Below are 14,906 nucleotides of genomic sequence, written 5' to 3' on the forward strand. Positions count from 1 at the left end.
CTCGGGACTATTCGCCAGGGTTCGCCAGGGTGCGCCAGATGGTGTGCCACTGGGCATCGGGTGTCAGGTAGGAACGCGCCACCCCGACCCGGTCGCCTTTTGAACAACGGGCCGCACTCCCCAGGGTGCACCCGAGGGACCGGGCCGGGTAGCGCAATGACGTCGCAGGCACACGAAGGGATCTGTATCTCCCATGTACGCAGCATCGTCCTCCGTGTCCGCCCCGCCCCGGTCGCTGCATGCCCGCCCGGCGGGCGGCGGCCCCTACCTCGCCCCGGCGCGGCCGGCGGCCGCCCCCGTGCTCGGCGCGGGCCGACCGCCGCGCGCCGCGGGGCTCGGCACCCAACCGCTCAGCGGGAGACTCGACTTGTCCGGCCCCCAGGGCACCCAGTTGCGTACCGCGCTCGCGTCGGTGCACCGGATCTGCCCGGAGTTCGCGCCGGTCCAGGTGCTGCGCCGCAGCGGGCGGTCCGTACTCCTGGTCGGCACGACCGGGCGCAGCACGGCCGTCGCCAAGTGTTTACTGGACCAGTCGCCGGCCTGGGCCGAGCGCATCAGGCACGAGATAGCGGCATACCGCTCGTTCGTCCGGCACCGCCCTCCGGTGCGCGTGCCGAGACTGATCGCGGCGGATCCGGACAACTGCACACTCGTCATCGAGCGGATGCCGGGCCGGGTGGCGGCACTGCAGCGGCACCCGATAGAGGTGCCGCCGCGTGCGGACATCAGGGCGGCACTCGGCGCGATCTGCCGGCTCAACGCGTGGCGGCCGCCGGCGGGCACGTTCGACGCCCCGCTGGACTACGCGGCCCGGATCTCCCGGTATCACGAGCTGGGGTTGCTCACCGACCGGGACATGGGCGATCTGCAGAAGCTGCTGCACGGCATCGCGGCGACCGCGGGCCGCCAGGGCATGGGCCAGTTCTGCCACGGCGACGCGTTGCTCTCGAACATCCTGCTCTCACCGGCCGGTCCAGTGCTGGTGGACTGGGAGCACGCGGGCTGGTATCTGCCGGGCTACGACCTGGCGACGCTGTGGTCGGTGCTCGGGGACGCACCGGTGGCCCGGCGGCAGATCAGCCAGATCGCCCAGACGGCGGGCCCGGCTTCCCGGGACGCGTTCCTGGTGAACCTGATGCTCGTGCTGACCCGCGAGATCCGTACTTATGAGACGGCCGTGCAGCGTTCGATGCACGACTCGACCCCGGCGGCATCGGGAGTGGCCCACCCGGGTGCTGCGCCGTCCGGCGAGGAACAGCGGCTGCTGCTACGGCGGCTGCACGACGACTGCCAGTTGGCCCGCCGGGCCGTACGTGCGGCGGTCGGCACTCGCTGACGGGGACGGTGGTCCGCGGTACGCACTGGAGACAGTGCCGTACCGCGGGCTTTCGTGTGCCCGGCCATTCCTGCGCTCCGCCATTGGCGTACGCCACTGACGCCCCGCAGGCCAGGAGGCGCTCGGCACGAAACTCCCGGGAATCGGGCTTGACAAGGGAATTCACCCGGCCCTTGGCATGATTGACGGATCGTCGGACAGCCGGTACCACGGACCCAGGCCCGGCCCCGCACGGCTCATCGCGCCCGACCGTCCCAGGAGGCTGCATTGCGAGGATCCGTCACCGCCATGGCCGCCGCGACACTGCTGTTCCCCTTGCTCGGCGCGGCCCCGTCCGACGCCCGCGGCTCGGATCACGGCCTCCAGTCGGCCTTCACCTCCGCCGCCGCCCGGTATCACGTGCCGCCGAGCGTCCTGCTCGGCGTCTCCTACCTCCAGTCCCGCTGGGACACGCACGCCGGGGCGCCCAGCGTGACCGGCGGGTACGGCCCGATGCACCTCACCGACGCCAGTACCGCGCTCGCCGAGTCCGCGTCGCACCACGGCGACGGCTCGGAGGACGCGCGGGGAGACGGCGCCCGTGCGGCTCTGCACCCGAAGGTGAAACCGCCGAAGACCTCCGGGATCCCGGCCCGGCTCAGGACGCTGCCCAAGGCGGCCGAACTGACCGGAATGAGCCGGGCGCGGCTGCGTACGGATCCGGCCGCCAACGTGGCCGGCGGCGCCGCACTGCTCGCCGCCGCGCAGAAGGAGCTCGGCGCACCGATGAGCTCGGATCCGGCGGACTGGTACGGCGCGGTGGCCCGCTTCTCCGGTGCGGATGACACCGCGACGGCCGCGGCCTACGCGAACGACGTCTACGCCGTGCTGCGCACCGGCCAGGAACGCCAGACCGACGCGGGCCAGCTGGTGGCCCTGGCCGCGCAGCCGGGCCTGTCCCCCGACACCGGGCAGCTGCGGCGGGCGGGGCTGCGCACGCCCGAGGCCGGCGAGACCGAGTGCCCGCCCACGGTGTCCTGCGAGTGGATCCCGGCCCCGCACGAGGAGTTCGGGGACGGCGACTACGGCAACCACGACCTGGGTGACCGGCCGGCCGCACAGGACATCGACTACATCGTCATCCACGACACGGAGGGCGCCTGGGAGGGTGTCCTCACCATGGTGCAGGACCCCACCTATGTGTCGTGGCAATACACACTGCGCTCCACGGACGGCCACATCGCCCAGCATGTGAAGGCCAAGGATGTGGCCTGGCACGCGGGCAACTGGTACATCAACTCGAAGTCGATCGGTCTGGAGCACGAGGGCTTCCTGGCGCGGCCGGACGCCTGGTACACGGAGGCGATGTACCGGTCCTCGGCGCGCCTGGTGGCGTATCTCGCGAAGGAGTACGACATCCCGCTGGACCGGCAGCACATCCTCGGCCACGACACCGTGCCGGGCCCGACCGCGTCGACGGTCCGGGGCATGCACACGGACCCGGGCCCGTACTGGGACTGGCGCCACTACTTCGAGCTGCTCGGCCGCCCCATCGAGCCCTCCGCCGGCCCGAACGGCGGCCTGGTGACGATCCGCCCCGACTACGCCACCAACCGGCCCGAGTACACGGGCTGTGTCTCCGCCGGTCAGACCTGCGCGGACCACGGTTCGAGCGCGGTGCGCCTGTACTCCGGGCCCGGCGAGTCGTATCCCCTGATCAAGGACGTCGGGCTGGGTTCGGAGCCGACCAAGGGCGTGAACGACCTGTCCTCGCGGGTGTCGACCGGGCAGCAGTACGCGGTCGCCGGACAGGACGGTGACTGGACGGCGATCTGGTATCTGGGCCAGAAGGCGTGGTTCAGGAACCCGCAGCAGAGTCCGACCGCCGTGCACGCGTCCGGTGATGTGGTGACCCCGAAGGACGGCCTGGAGAGCGTCCCGGTGTACGGGCGCGCCTATCCCGAGTCCGACGCCTATCCGGCGGACGTGCCCGCGCAGGCCGTGTCACCGCTGCCGTACACCTTGCCCGCCGGGCAGCGGTACGCGGTGGGTGGCCAGGTGCCGGGCGAGTACTACTACGCGGTGGACTTCGACGAGGGGTCACACCGGGTCGTGGTCGGCAAGGACCTTTACTACGAGATCCAGTTCGGTCACCGGGTGGCGTTCGTGCGGGCGGCGGACGTGAACGTCGTGGCCTCGGGGTCGTAGCGGATCAGTCCTCCTTCTCCCAGCTGTACCGTCGCCCGGCCACTGCCTTGAACGTGTGCTGTCCGGCCTCGAACAGGTCGCTGTGGATGGTGAGTTCGCGGGTCCGTGACGCGTTCAGGGCGATGCGGGTCGCCCTGCCGTCCGCCCACTCGATGTCGAGGGTGGCACCGCCGCGGGCGCGCAGGCCGCGCACCGAGCCGGCCGGCCAGGCGGCGGGCAGGGCGGGGAGCACCTCGATGGCGTCGTGCTGGCTCTGCAGGAGCATCTCCACGATGCCGGAGGTGGCGCCGAAGTTGCCGTCGATCTGGAACGGCGGGTGGGTGTCCCAGAGGTTGGGCAGGGTGGAGGACTTCAGCTGTTCGCCGAGCATGGTGTGGGCGTGGTCGCCGTCGCGCAGCCGGGCCCAGAAGTTGATCTTCCAGGCCTTGGACCAGCCGGTGCCGCCGTCCCCGCGTGCCCTCAGGGAGACCTCGGCGGCCCGCGCCCATGCGCTGCCGGGCTCGATCTGGCGTCCGGGGTGGAGGGCGAACAGGTGCGAGACATGCCGATGGGTGTCGGTGGGGTCGTCCAAGTCCTCCTTCCACTCCTGGAGTTGGCCCCAGGAGCCGATGCGCAGGCCGGGGTCGAGCCGGTTCAGCGCGTCCTCGATCCGGCGCCGGAAGTCGGGCGCGTCGCCCAGGGTCCGGGCGGCTTCGAGGGTGCTGGTGAACAGGTCGTGGACGATCTGCTGCGACATGGCCGCACCGGCGGTGAAGTCCCCGTGCTCGGGCGAGTAGGCGGGGGTGACGACGAGGGTTCCGTCGCGCGGGTCGGTGCGCAGGTTGTCGAGCCAGAACTCGGCGGCCTCCTTCATCACCGGGTACGCGGTGGTGCGCAGGTAGTCGGTGGAGCCGCCGAATCTGTAGTGCTCGTACAGCTGCTGGGTGAGCCAGGCCGCCGCCTCGGGGAACCAGAACGCGGTCGCCCAGTCGTGCACGCCGGTGAAGCCGTACGGGTTGGTCTCGTTGTGCACGACCCAGCCCCGTGAGCCGAACATCTCCTGGGCGGTACGGCGTCCGGGGGCGCGCAGGGCTTCGACGAAGCGGTCGTAGGGCGCCGTCGTCTCGGCCAGGTTGGCGGCCTCGGCGGGCCAGTAGTTCATCTGGAGGTTGATGTTGACGTGGTAGTCGGCGGACCACGGGGGCGTGGTGCTGTTGTTCCAGACGCCCTGGAGGTTGGCGGGCAGGGAGCCGGGTCGTGAGGAGGCGATGAGCAGGTAGCGGCCGTACTGGAAGTAGAGGGCCTCCAGGGCGCGGTCCGCCGCGCTCGCGGCGCCGGTGTACGAGGACAGCAGCCGGTCCGTGGGGACGTCCGCGGGGAGCGACTGGCCGATGTCGAGGCCGACCCGGCCGAACAGGGCCCGGTAATCGCGGACGTGCCGGTCGAGCAGGCTCTGGTAGCGCTCGCCCGCGCGCCCTACGGCACGGCTGACGGCGGCGTGCGGGTCCCGGCCGCGGTAGTCGGGGTAGGTGTCCGCGTAGTCCGTGCCGGCGGCCAGGACGAACCAGGCGCTGTCGGCCCCGGTCACGGCGATCGTCCCGTCGGCCCCGGAGGTCACGGCGCCGCCCTCGGCGTGCACCCGGACCTGTGCCTCGAAGCGCAGCCCGTTGTCGGCGAGGGCGCCGCGCACGGTCAGGGTCCCGTCGGCGGCGGTGGCGGTGAAGTCGGCGCGGGGCGAGGTGTGGCGCAGAGTGAAGGTGACGCTGCCGGGCCGGTCGGCGGTGAGCCGTCCCACGATCACACCGTCGGGGTGGGAGGCGAAGAAGTCCCTTTGGTGGCGGACGCCTTGGTGGGTGTAGGTGACGGAGGCGACGGCGTTGTCGAGGTCGAGCCGACGGCGGTAGTCCTGCGGGGGCGTCGTCGGTGCGCCGGGCAGGTCGAGGTGGAGGTCGCCGAAGGTCTGGTGGGCGCCGTAGCCGATCCTCGGCTGGCCGAGCCGGTCGGCCACCGACTCGGGGTCGAGGGTGGTCCGGGTGTCCAGGTCGTCCTGTACGGCGGTGATCGCGCCGGGGCGGGGTGCGCGCCAGTTGCCGTGGTCGTAGCCCTGGACGGAGCCGGGGCCGCCGGTCCAAAGGGTCTTCTCGTTGAACTGGAGGCGTTCGGAGGCGAGGGTGCCGAACACCATGGCACCGAGTGCACCGTTGCCGATGGGCAGTGCCTCGCGCTCCCAGTCGGCGGCCGGTGCCGCGTACCAGAGCACGGACGGCGTGTGCGACACATCGGAGGAATCGGCGGCGGTAGCCTCCGTGCCCCCGGCCCCCAGGGTGAGCCCTCCGGCCCCTACCGCCGCTGCCTTCAAGGTGGTCCTTCGGGTGATCCCATGCGGCTCATACGACATGACCCCTGACGCTAGAGATCCGATGACTCAGCGGCAAGGGTCATGACAACACCAGCAGAGGCCTGTCCGGCCGACGGCCCGCCCGGTGAGGGTCAGGGACAGGGTGAGGTGACGATTCAGCCCTGCTGGAAGAGCTCCGCGGGCAGCGGCTTCAGCAGCGCGTACAGGTCGTCGGTGATGGGGCGGTCCCAGGCGGCGATGGTGACCAGGACATTGTCGCTGCGGTCGAACTGCACGCAGGAGATCCGGCTCTCGGAGAGCTTGAGGCGCCGCACGATGAGGAGGTTGTCGCCCTGCATCACGGGCACGTCCTCGCTGCCGACGACGGTGACGTCCTCGTCGTTCTCCAGGGCCAGCAGCAGCTGGGCGACCTCGAACGGGATCTCGCCCTCCGCCACCTCGCGGGCCGGGGAGCCCTCGGGCAGATTGCCGATGATCATCGCCGGGCCGCGGCCGCCGAAGAGGTCGTAGCGCAGGAAGACGCCCTGGCAGCTGCCGTCGGGGGCGGGCAGCAGTCCCGCACCCAGATTGCCCGGCCAGTCGCCCGGGTCCATGGCCAGTACGTCGAAGTCGGGCCCGGCGGGCGTGGCGCTGCGGCGGCGGAGGAACGACATGTCGCCATGGTACGTGGCCGGACCTGTTCCGTGACGTGAGGGCATTCGTTCACCCCCGATCGAGCACGGATCGTCCCGCGGCGCCGCCGCGCTCAGCAGGGCGGTCCGGCGCGCGGCGCCACCGCCCGCCGGCCCACCGTCGTCCGCTCCGTCAGGTCAGGTCGAACTCGCCCTCGCGCGCACCCGACACGAACGCGCCCCACTCGGCAGGCGTGAAGATCAGGGAAGGGCTGTCCGGGCTGCCGCTGTTGCGCATCGCGATGAACCCCTCGACAAAGGCGATCTGGACATCCCCCAGTCCACGGCTGCTCGAGTGCCAGTCGGCGCTGCTGAGGTCCAGCTCCGGCTTGTCCCAGCCCGTGAGCGGCTGCTGCTGGATGGTGGTGCTCTCGGCCACGTCCGTGCTCCTCCCGATTCGCGTCGTCCGCGGGCCAGCCTAGCGATCGGTTCCGAGTGTCAACAGGCCACGTGAGGGGGACCTTTGCGCAGTCCTCTCCCACGCCGTCCGGGGAGTGCGCTCAGGCGTCCGGAGACTCGGAGCCCACGAGCCACATCGAGAAGAACTGCGAGCCGCCACCGTAGGCGTGCCCGAGCGCCCTGCGGGCCCCCTCCACCTGGTGTTCCCCGGCCTGGCCGCGCACCTGGAGAGCCGCCTCCGCGAAGCGGATCATGCCGGAGGCCCCGATCGGGTTGGTGGACAGGACGCCGCCCGACATGTTGACGGGAAGATCGCCGTCCAGCTCGGTCACCCCGGCCTCGGTGAGCTTCCAGCCCTCGCCCTCGGCGGCGAAGCCGAGGTTCTCCAGCCACATGGGCTCGTACCAGGAGAACGGCACGTACATCTCCACGGCGTCGATGTCCCGGCGCGGGTCGGCAATCCCCGCCTGCCGGTACACGTCGGCGGCGCAGTCCTTGCCGGCCTGCGGCGACACCGCGTCCTTGCCGGCGAAGAGGGTGGGTTCGCTGCGCATGGCACCGCCCAGCATCCAGGCTGGTCGGCGGGGCGCCCGGGCGGCTCCTGCCCGGTCGGTGAGGATCATGGCGCAGGCGCCGTCGGAGGAGGGGCAGGTCTCCGAGTAGCGGATCGGGTCCCACAGCATGGGCGAGGCCTGGACCTTCTCCAGGGTGATGTCGCGCTCGTGCAGATGCGCGTACGGGTTCTTCAGCGCGTTGCGCCGGTCCTTGTACGCCACCAGCGAGCCGACCGTGTCGGGCGCTCCGCTGCGCCGCATGTAGGCGCGTACGTGCGGCGCGAAGAACCCGCCCGCCCCGGCCAGCAGCGGCTGCTGGAAGGGGATCGGCAGGGACAGTCCCCACATGGCGTTGGACTCGGACTGCTTCTCGAAGGCGAGCGTCAGCACGGTGCCGTGGACGCGAGCGGCGACCAGGCCCGCGGCGACGAGGGCCGTGGACCCGCCGACCGAGCCGGCCGTGTGCACCCGGAGCATGGGCTTGCCCACCGCGCCGAGCGCGTCGGCGAGATACAGCTCCGGCATCATCACGCCCTCGAAGAAGTCGGGCGCCTTGCCGATGACCACGGCGTCGATGTCCGCCCAGGTCAGCTCGGCGTCCAGGAGGGCTCGGTGCGCCGCCTCCCGGACGAGCCCGGCGATCGACACGTCCCGGCGCGCGGCGACGTGCTTGGTCTGGCCGATGCCTACGACGGCCACGGGCTCCTTGCTCATCGCGGATCCCCTTCGAGTACGGCGACCAGGTTCTGTTGCAGACAGGGGCCGGACGTGGCGTGCGCGAGCGCCCGGTCGGACTCGCCCCGGTGGATGCGGGCGGCGGCCTCGCCGATGCGGATGAGCCCGGCGGCCATGACGGGGTTGGCGGCGAGCGCCCCGCCGGACGGGTTGACGTGCACACCGTCGTCGAGCCCCAGCGCCTTGCGCAGGACGACCTCCTGCGCGGTGAAGGGCGCGTGCAACTCGGCGGTGTCGACGGGCCGTTCGAAAGCGCCGGCCTTCTCCGCGGCGAGGCGGGTCGAGGGCGAGTCGGTCAGGTCGCGCACGCCCAGGCCGTGGGCCTCGATGCGGTGGTCGAGGCCGCGGATCCAGGCGGGCCGTTCGCACAGCTCACGGGCCCGCTCCCCCGCCGCGAGGATCACGGCGGCGGCTCCGTCGCCGATGGGCGGGCAGTCGCCGGTACGCAGCGGTCGTACGACGTAGTCGCCCTGGGGCACCGAACCCCTCAGCTGGGCATGGGAGTTGGCGGTGGCGTCCGCTCGGCTGCGGGCTGCGACGGCGGCGAGGGCGGGTTCGTCGGTGTCGCCGGCGTCGATGAGGGCCTGGGCCTGGAGGGCGGCGAGGGCCACGGAGTCGGGCCAGAGGGGGGCGACGTAGTACGGGTCGAGCTGGCGGGTGAGGACGTCGCGCAGGGGGCCCGGTGAGGACTTGCCGTAGGAGTAGACGAGCGCGGTGTCGGCGTCGCCGGTGAGCAGCTTGGTCCAGGCCTCGTACAGCGCCCAGGCCCCATCCATCTCGACGTGTGACTCGGAGATCGGCGGCCAGGCGCCGACGCCGTCGAGGGCGAGGGTGAAGGAGAAGGCGCGGCCGGCGAGGTAGTCGCTGGAGCCGGAGCAGGTGAAGCCGATGTCGGCGGTCTTCAGGCCGGTGCGCGCCAGTACCTCGTGCAGGACGGGCATGAGCATCTCCACCTCGGAGAGCTCCTCGCTGGTGCGCCGGTGGTCGGTCTGCGCGAAGGCGACGACGGCGATCTCGCGGTTCACAGCAGCTCCCTGTAGGTGTCGTAGTCCGCGTCGGGCTCCCCCGTGGGCCGGTAGTGGTCGGGGAAGCGGGCGCCCTCGGTCCACACGGGTTCGACCCGCAGGCCCATGCGCACCTCGTCGTAGGGGATGCCGCCGATCCGGGCGTGCAGGGCGAGTCCGGCGCCGTCGAGGGCTATGTGGGCGTAGACGTACGGCACTTCGATGTCGAGGTTCTTCGCCTTGATGTTGACGATGCAGAACGTGGTGACTGTGCCGCGGGGCCCCACCTCGACCTGTTCCGATGTGGCGAGCCCACATGTGGGGCACGCACCCCTGGGCGGGACGTACACCTTGTGGCAGGACGGGCAGCGCTCGCCGACGTTGCGGTTCTCGGCCAGGGCGTTGATGTAGGCGGACTGGGCGCGGCCGGGTGAGTAGGTGTAGTCGAGCCGGGCGTGGGCGACGATGCCGGTGACCGGGTCCTCGAACTCGCCGGTGTGGCCCTCCGGTTCGGCCGGGTCACCGTCGTACGGCTCGAAGCAGGCGATGTCGGTGATGGCGCCGCTGCGTTCCTCGGCCCAGCGGACGCGGACCCGCATGCCGGTGTGCACGGCGTCGGGGCCGGGGGCGTCGAGGGCGTGCAGGAGGGCGGTGTCGGCGCCGTCGAGGCGGACCAGGACCCAGGCGAAGGGCGTGTCGAGAGGCTGGTCGCGGCGGGGGGCGTGGTTCCAGGCCCAGGTGGTGACCGTGCCCGAGGGGGCGACCTCGACCAGGTCGCGAAGCTCCTCGGCGGTGACGGGGTCGTACTCGACGGGTGGGACGAGCGTGCGGCCGTCGCCGGTGCGTACCCCGAGCACGACACGTTCGCGCAGCCCGGTGAGGAAGGCGCTCTGGACGGGGCCGAGGGAGCGGGTGAAGGGGAACTCGACGACGAGGGGGGCTTTGAGGACTTCGGGCATCGGGACTACCTCCTTGGGAGGCCGGCGGTGAAGGCGTGCCCCAAACGGGGGCGCGGGGCTGTATCAATTTGCGGCTCCGCCGCGTGGGCGCGACCAGCCACGAACGGCCCGCAGCTGCTGAACCGGCCTCGGCCGGCGCAGCGCTACGCGCGCTTGTACACGGGTGACCGCTTCTCCGCGAAGGCACGGGCGCCTTCCTTGGCGTCGGCGGTGTCGAAGATCGGCCAGCCTCGCTTGAGTTCGGCGGCGAGGCCGTCGGTCTCGGTCATCTCGGCGGTGTCGTAGACGGCCGCCTTGACGGCCTCGACGGCCAGCGGGCCGCAGGCATTGACCTGTTCGGCGATCTCCAGGGCCTTGTCCAGGGCCGTGCCGTCCGGGACGACATGCCCGATCAGGCCGATGTCGGCGGCCTCGCGGGCGCTGTACGGGCGTCCGGTGAGCAGCATCTCCAGGGCGTGGGTGCGCGGGATCTGCCGTTGCAGACGGACCGTGGAGCCACCGATCGGGAACAGGCCGCGCTTCACTTCGAAGAGCCCGAAGGTCGCCGACTCGCCCGCGACGCGGATGTCGGTGCCCTGGAGCATCTCGGTGCCGCCGGCGACGCAGTACCCCTCGACGGCGGCGATCACCGGTTTGCGGGGGCGGTGGTGGCGCAGCATCGCCTTCCAGTGCAGATCGGGGTCGGCCTTGAGCCGGTCGCGGTGGCGCTCCCCCTCCATGCCGTTGCCTGCCAGGGCCTTGAGGTCCATGCCCGCGCAGAACGAGTCGCCCGCGCCCGTGAACACGACCGAGCGGATCGTGTCGTCCGCGTCGGCCTCGAGCCAGCCGTCGTACAGGCCGACGAGCATGGCCAACGAGAGCGCGTTCTTGGCCTCCGGCCGATTGAGCGTGAGCACCAGTGTGGCGCCTTCGCGTCGCACGGTGAGGTGTTCCGTCCCACCCATCGCCCATCTCCCCTCTGAAAGAACGAGAACAGGTTGCAGGAGGCGCCGGGGCACTTCAAGGGTTTTCTGACAGGTAGTCAGATTTCTTGTGCGCGAACCCTTCACAGTTGTGCCGCCCTTTGCTCTGATGACCGGCAGCCGGTGGAGTGCGAGGGCGGGAGGAACGGTGGAGTACAACCTTGCCGACCTGTTCGAGTCGGTCGTCGACGCGGTCCCCGACCGCGAGGCACTGGTGTACATCGACCATCCGGGCACGGGTGCTGAGCGCCGCCTGACGTACGCCGAGCTGGACGCGGCGGCGAACCGGATCGGTCACCATCTGCTCGACAGCGGGATACGTCCCGGCGAGCATCTCGGGCTGCACCTCTACAACGGCATCGAGTACCTCCAGACGGTGCTGGCCTGCCTGAAGGCTCGGATCGTCCCGGTCAACGTCAACTACCGGTACGTGGAAGAGGAGTTGGTGTACCTGTACCGGGACGCCGATCTGGTGGCCCTGGTCTTCGAGGCGGAGTTCACGGAGCGGGTGGCGGCGGCGCTGCCACGGGTGGACGGGCTGCGGCATCTGGTGCGGGTCGGCAGCGTGGCGCCGGGTGCGGCAGACGCGCCGGCCTTGCCGGCCGTGACGTTCGCGGACGCCGAGGCCGCGGGATCGCCCGATCGGGGGTTCCCGGCGCGGTCGGGTGATGACCAGTTCATCATCTACACCGGCGGCACCACCGGAATGCCCAAGGGCGTGATGTGGCGCCAGGAGGACCTGTTCTTCTCCGGTCTCGGCGGCGGCGCGCCGACCGGTGAGCCGGTACAGAAGCCGGAGGAACTCGCCGAACGCGTCGCGGCGGGCGGCGACGGCATCACCTTCTTCCCCACAGCCCCGCTGATGCACGGGACGTCCACGCTGACCGCCTTCATCGGCTTCAACTTCGGCCAACGCATCGTGATCCACCGCAAGTTCGCGCCCGAGGAGGTCCTGCGCACGATCGAGAAGGAGAAGGTCACCAGCGTGTCCCTGGTCGGCGACGCGATGCTGCGGCCCCTGGTCGACGCGCTGAACGGCCCCATGAAGGGCACGGACTGCTCGTCGATGTTCAGCGTGTCGTCCTCCGGGGCGATCATGTCGGACACGGTGCGCCGGCAGTTCCAGGACCTGGTCCCGAACGTGATGCTGCTGAACAACTTCGGCTCCTCGGAATCCGGCTTCAACGGTACGGCGACCGAGGACTCCGGGCCCGAGCGCGGGTTCCGCATCCGCGTCAACTCCCGTACGCAGGTGGTCGATCCGGCCACCTACGAGCCGGTCGCCGTGGGCGAGGTGGGCCGGGTCGCCCAATGCGGCCATGTGCCGCTCGGCTACTACAACGACGCGCGCAAGACCGCCGAGACCTTCTTCGAGAAGGACGGCCGCCGGTGGGTGCTGCTCGGCGACATGGCCACGGTCGACCAGGACGGCGTCGTCACCGTGCTCGGACGCGGCTCGCAGTGCATCAATACCGGGGGCGAGAAGGTGTACCCCGAGGAGGTCGAGCAGGCACTCAAGTCCCACCCCGACGTGTACGACGCACTGGTGGCCGGGGTGCCGGACGCGAAGTGGGGACATCACGTGGCGGCGGTGGTCCAGTTGCGCACGGGGACGGTGCAGCCGACCTTGGCCGACATCCAGACGCACTGCCGCTCCCACCTCGCGGGTTACAAGATCCCCCGCCAGTTGGTGATCACGGACTCGATCCGGCGCTCGCCCAGCGGCAAGGCGGACTACCGCTGGGCCCGGGAGGTGGCGGTGTCGGCGGACGGGTGAATCCCGGGCAGCTCTGGTTGAACCCCAGGTGACGTGCGGACGTACTGATGGTGGCAGGCTCGGTCATGGACCGCTGTTTGCCATGCCATCGCAAGACCGCACGGAAGGACCGCCGGGTGTCGCTCTTCACTCGCTCTCGTCAGCCGCTGAACACCGCTGAGGGCGGGTCGGATTCGGATGACGATGTCGCCGCGACCGGGGAGAGGGAACGGGTAGCGGAATCAGTGGGAGCGGCTGAGGCGGCAGACGATGCCGGAGCGGCCTCCTCCCCCGGCTGGTTCGGCTGGCGGCGCCGCTACCCCCGTACGGCACGCGGTGTGACCGTGGGGACAACCGTCCTGGCCGGCGCGCTGCTGCTCTTCGCGCTCCTGGTGCCCAACCGTCTCGAACGGCTCGGCCCCGAGGCGTTCTTCCGCCTCCCCGCCGAGGGGATCCTGCTGGCAGGGCTGCTGCTGGCGGTGCCGCCGCGCTCCAGGCGGCTGATGTCACTGGTCTCCGGTGCGCTGCTCGGGGTGCTCACCGTCCTGAAGTTCGTCGACATGGGCTTCTACTCGGTACTGGCGCGCCCCTTCGACCTGGTCCTGGACTGGATCCTGCTGGACGACGCGGCGGAATTCGTACGGGAGTCGTTCGGCCGTAGCGGACAGGTGCTGGCGGTCGTCGGGGTGTTCGTCCTGGTCATCGCGGTGCTCGTGCTGATGACGCTCGCGATGGTGCGGGTGACGAACCTCATGGTCGGCCATCGTGCCGTCGCCACCCGCACGACACTGATCCTCGGCACCGCGTGGATCACCTGCATGACCCTGGGCATCCAGGTCGCCGGGGTCCCGCTGGCCACCAAGGGCAACGCCGACCTGCTCAACAACCGTATCGAGCAGGTGCAGGCCGGCCTCAAGGACGGGCGGGTCTTCGAGAAGCAGGCGGCCGTGGACGCGTTCGCGAAGACGCCGCCCGACCAGTTGCTGACGGGGCTGCGCGGCAAGGACGTGCTGTTCACGTTCATCGAGAGCTACGGCCGCGTCGCGATCGACGACCCGGCGATGGCGCCGCAGATCGACGCGGCGCTCAAGGAAGGGACGAGCAACCTCAAGGCGGCCGGATTCCAGTCGCGCAGCGCGTGGCTGAAGTCGCCGGTGACAGGGGCGGGCAGTTGGCTGGCCCACTCCACTTTCCTCTCCGGCCTCTGGATCAAGAACCAGCAGCGGTACCGGAGTCTGACCACCAGCGACCGGGCGACGCTCGGCAGCTACTTCAGGAAGACCGGCGCGTGGCGGACGGTCGGTGTCGTGCCGGGGGTGCGGCGGGCCTGGCCGGAGGGCAAGTTCTTCGCGCTCGACCACATCTACGACTCCGAGCACCTCGGCTACCACGGCCCGTACTTCAGCTGGACGCCCGTGCCCGACCAGTTCAGCCTGGAGGCGTTCCAGCGTCTGGAGCACGGCAAGAAGGGCCGCGACCCGATCATGGCGGAGATCATCCTGGCCTCCAGCCACAACCCCTGGTCCCCCATCGCCCGCATGACCGACTGGGACGACCTCGGTGACGGCTCGGTCTTCCATCAGATCAAGAAGGAGGGCACCGACCCCAAGGAGGTCTGGAAGGACCCGGAGCGCGTCCGCACCGAGTACCGCCGTGCCATCGAGTACTCGCTCCGCAGCCTCACCGAATGGGTCGAGCGCTACGGCACCGACGACACGGTCCTGGTCTTCCTCGGCGATCATCAGCCCGTCCCCACCGTCACCGCCGGCAGCGCCAGCAAGGACGTCCCCGTCACGATCGTCGCCCGCGACCCGAAGGTCCTCGACAGGATCGCCGACTGGCACTGGACGGACGGCCTCAAGCCCGCCGAGAACGCCCCCACCTGGGGCATGGACCGCTTCCGGGACCGTTTCATGACGGCGTACGGGCCGCGCGGGGAGTGAGCGGAGGGGCGGCCGGGCCGTTCGAGGATCCCGAAACGGACGCTCGAACGGCCTAGCATCAC

Annotated in this window: 11 protein-coding genes; 4 read left to right on the forward strand and 7 right to left on the reverse strand. The window is 70.9% G+C overall.

All coding sequences use genetic code 11. The annotated features are described in order from the left end of the window. The first annotated feature begins 193 nt into the window (after window positions 1–193). Window positions 194–1,336, forward strand: coding sequence for an aminoglycoside phosphotransferase family protein (locus tag OG254_RS03280; RefSeq protein WP_351185838.1), 1,143 nt, complete (start codon window positions 194–196; stop codon window positions 1,334–1,336). Between the two features lie 288 nt (window positions 1,337–1,624). Beyond that, window positions 1,625–3,523, forward strand: coding sequence for an N-acetylmuramoyl-L-alanine amidase (locus OG254_RS03285; RefSeq protein ID WP_405577063.1), 1,899 nt, complete (start codon window positions 1,625–1,627; stop codon window positions 3,521–3,523). 4 nt (window positions 3,524–3,527) lie between these two features. On the opposite strand, the gene OG254_RS03290 is transcribed toward OG254_RS03285, so the two are convergent. The 7 genes from OG254_RS03290 to OG254_RS03320 form a co-directional block, all read right to left on the reverse strand. Continuing rightward, window positions 3,528–5,762, reverse strand: coding sequence for a glycosyl hydrolase family 95 catalytic domain-containing protein (locus OG254_RS03290; RefSeq protein ID WP_405594824.1), 2,235 nt, complete (start codon window positions 5,760–5,762; stop codon window positions 3,528–3,530). A 254-nt stretch (window positions 5,763–6,016) separates the two neighbouring features. Then, a complete protein-coding gene (locus OG254_RS03295; RefSeq protein ID WP_019758880.1) occupies window positions 6,017–6,514 on the reverse strand; it encodes a hypothetical protein in 498 nt (165 codons plus the stop codon). Between the two features lie 151 nt (window positions 6,515–6,665). Continuing rightward, window positions 6,666–6,911 carry a DUF397 domain-containing protein gene (locus tag OG254_RS03300; protein ID WP_351185829.1) on the reverse strand — a complete coding sequence of 82 codons (246 nt, stop codon included), beginning with the start codon at window positions 6,909–6,911 and terminating at the stop codon, window positions 6,666–6,668. A 121-nt stretch (window positions 6,912–7,032) separates the two neighbouring features. Further along, window positions 7,033–8,199: a thiolase domain-containing protein gene (locus OG254_RS03305; protein WP_405577064.1), complete on the reverse strand. Its 1,167-nt coding sequence runs from the start codon at window positions 8,197–8,199 to the stop codon at window positions 7,033–7,035. Beyond that, on the reverse strand, window positions 8,196–9,245 hold the full coding sequence (locus tag OG254_RS03310; protein ID WP_147994368.1) for a thiolase domain-containing protein: 1,050 nt from the start codon (window positions 9,243–9,245) through the stop codon (window positions 8,196–8,198). Before OG254_RS03310 ends, OG254_RS03305 begins: the two co-directional genes overlap by 4 nt. Further along, complete coding sequence (locus OG254_RS03315; RefSeq protein WP_405577065.1) at window positions 9,242–10,183, reverse strand: Zn-ribbon domain-containing OB-fold protein; 942 nt, start codon at window positions 10,181–10,183, stop codon at window positions 9,242–9,244. The genes OG254_RS03310 and OG254_RS03315 overlap by 4 nt, the downstream gene beginning before the upstream one ends. Window positions 10,184–10,326: 143 nt before the next feature. Further along, window positions 10,327–11,127: a crotonase/enoyl-CoA hydratase family protein gene (locus tag OG254_RS03320; RefSeq protein WP_405577066.1), complete on the reverse strand. Its 801-nt coding sequence runs from the start codon at window positions 11,125–11,127 to the stop codon at window positions 10,327–10,329. A 166-nt stretch (window positions 11,128–11,293) separates the two neighbouring features. Here OG254_RS03320 and OG254_RS03325 point away from each other — a divergent pair, with 166 nt between their 5' ends. Together OG254_RS03325 and OG254_RS03330 are read left to right on the forward strand one after the other, a co-directional pair. After that, on the forward strand, window positions 11,294–12,922 hold the full coding sequence (locus OG254_RS03325) for an acyl-CoA synthetase (protein WP_405577067.1): 1,629 nt from the start codon (window positions 11,294–11,296) through the stop codon (window positions 12,920–12,922). A 116-nt stretch (window positions 12,923–13,038) separates the two neighbouring features. Beyond that, window positions 13,039–14,844, forward strand: coding sequence for a sulfatase (locus OG254_RS03330; protein ID WP_405577068.1), 1,806 nt, complete (start codon window positions 13,039–13,041; stop codon window positions 14,842–14,844). Window positions 14,845–14,906: the final 62 nt, after the last annotated feature.

Source organism: Streptomyces sp. NBC_01092 (assembly GCF_045039535.1).
Classification (GTDB): domain Bacteria; phylum Actinomycetota; class Actinomycetes; order Streptomycetales; family Streptomycetaceae; genus Streptomyces.

Bases quoted from the DNA above. Each gene is read 5' to 3' on its own strand.
- OG254_RS03280 (WP_351185838.1), top strand. From the start codon at position 194: ATGTACGCAGCATCGTCCTCCGTGTCCGCCCCGCCCCGGTCGCTGCAT.
- OG254_RS03285 (WP_405577063.1), top strand. From the start codon at position 1,625: ATGGCCGCCGCGACACTGCTGTTCCCCTTGCTCGGCGCGGCCCCGTCC.
- OG254_RS03295 (WP_019758880.1), bottom strand. From the start codon at position 6,514: ATGTCGTTCCTCCGCCGCCGCAGCGCCACGCCCGCCGGGCCCGACTTC.
- OG254_RS03305 (WP_405577064.1), bottom strand. From the start codon at position 8,199: ATGAGCAAGGAGCCCGTGGCCGTCGTAGGCATCGGCCAGACCAAGCAC.
- OG254_RS03315 (WP_405577065.1), bottom strand. From the start codon at position 10,183: ATGCCCGAAGTCCTCAAAGCCCCCCTCGTCGTCGAGTTCCCCTTCACC.
- OG254_RS03320 (WP_405577066.1), bottom strand. From the start codon at position 11,127: ATGGGTGGGACGGAACACCTCACCGTGCGACGCGAAGGCGCCACACTG.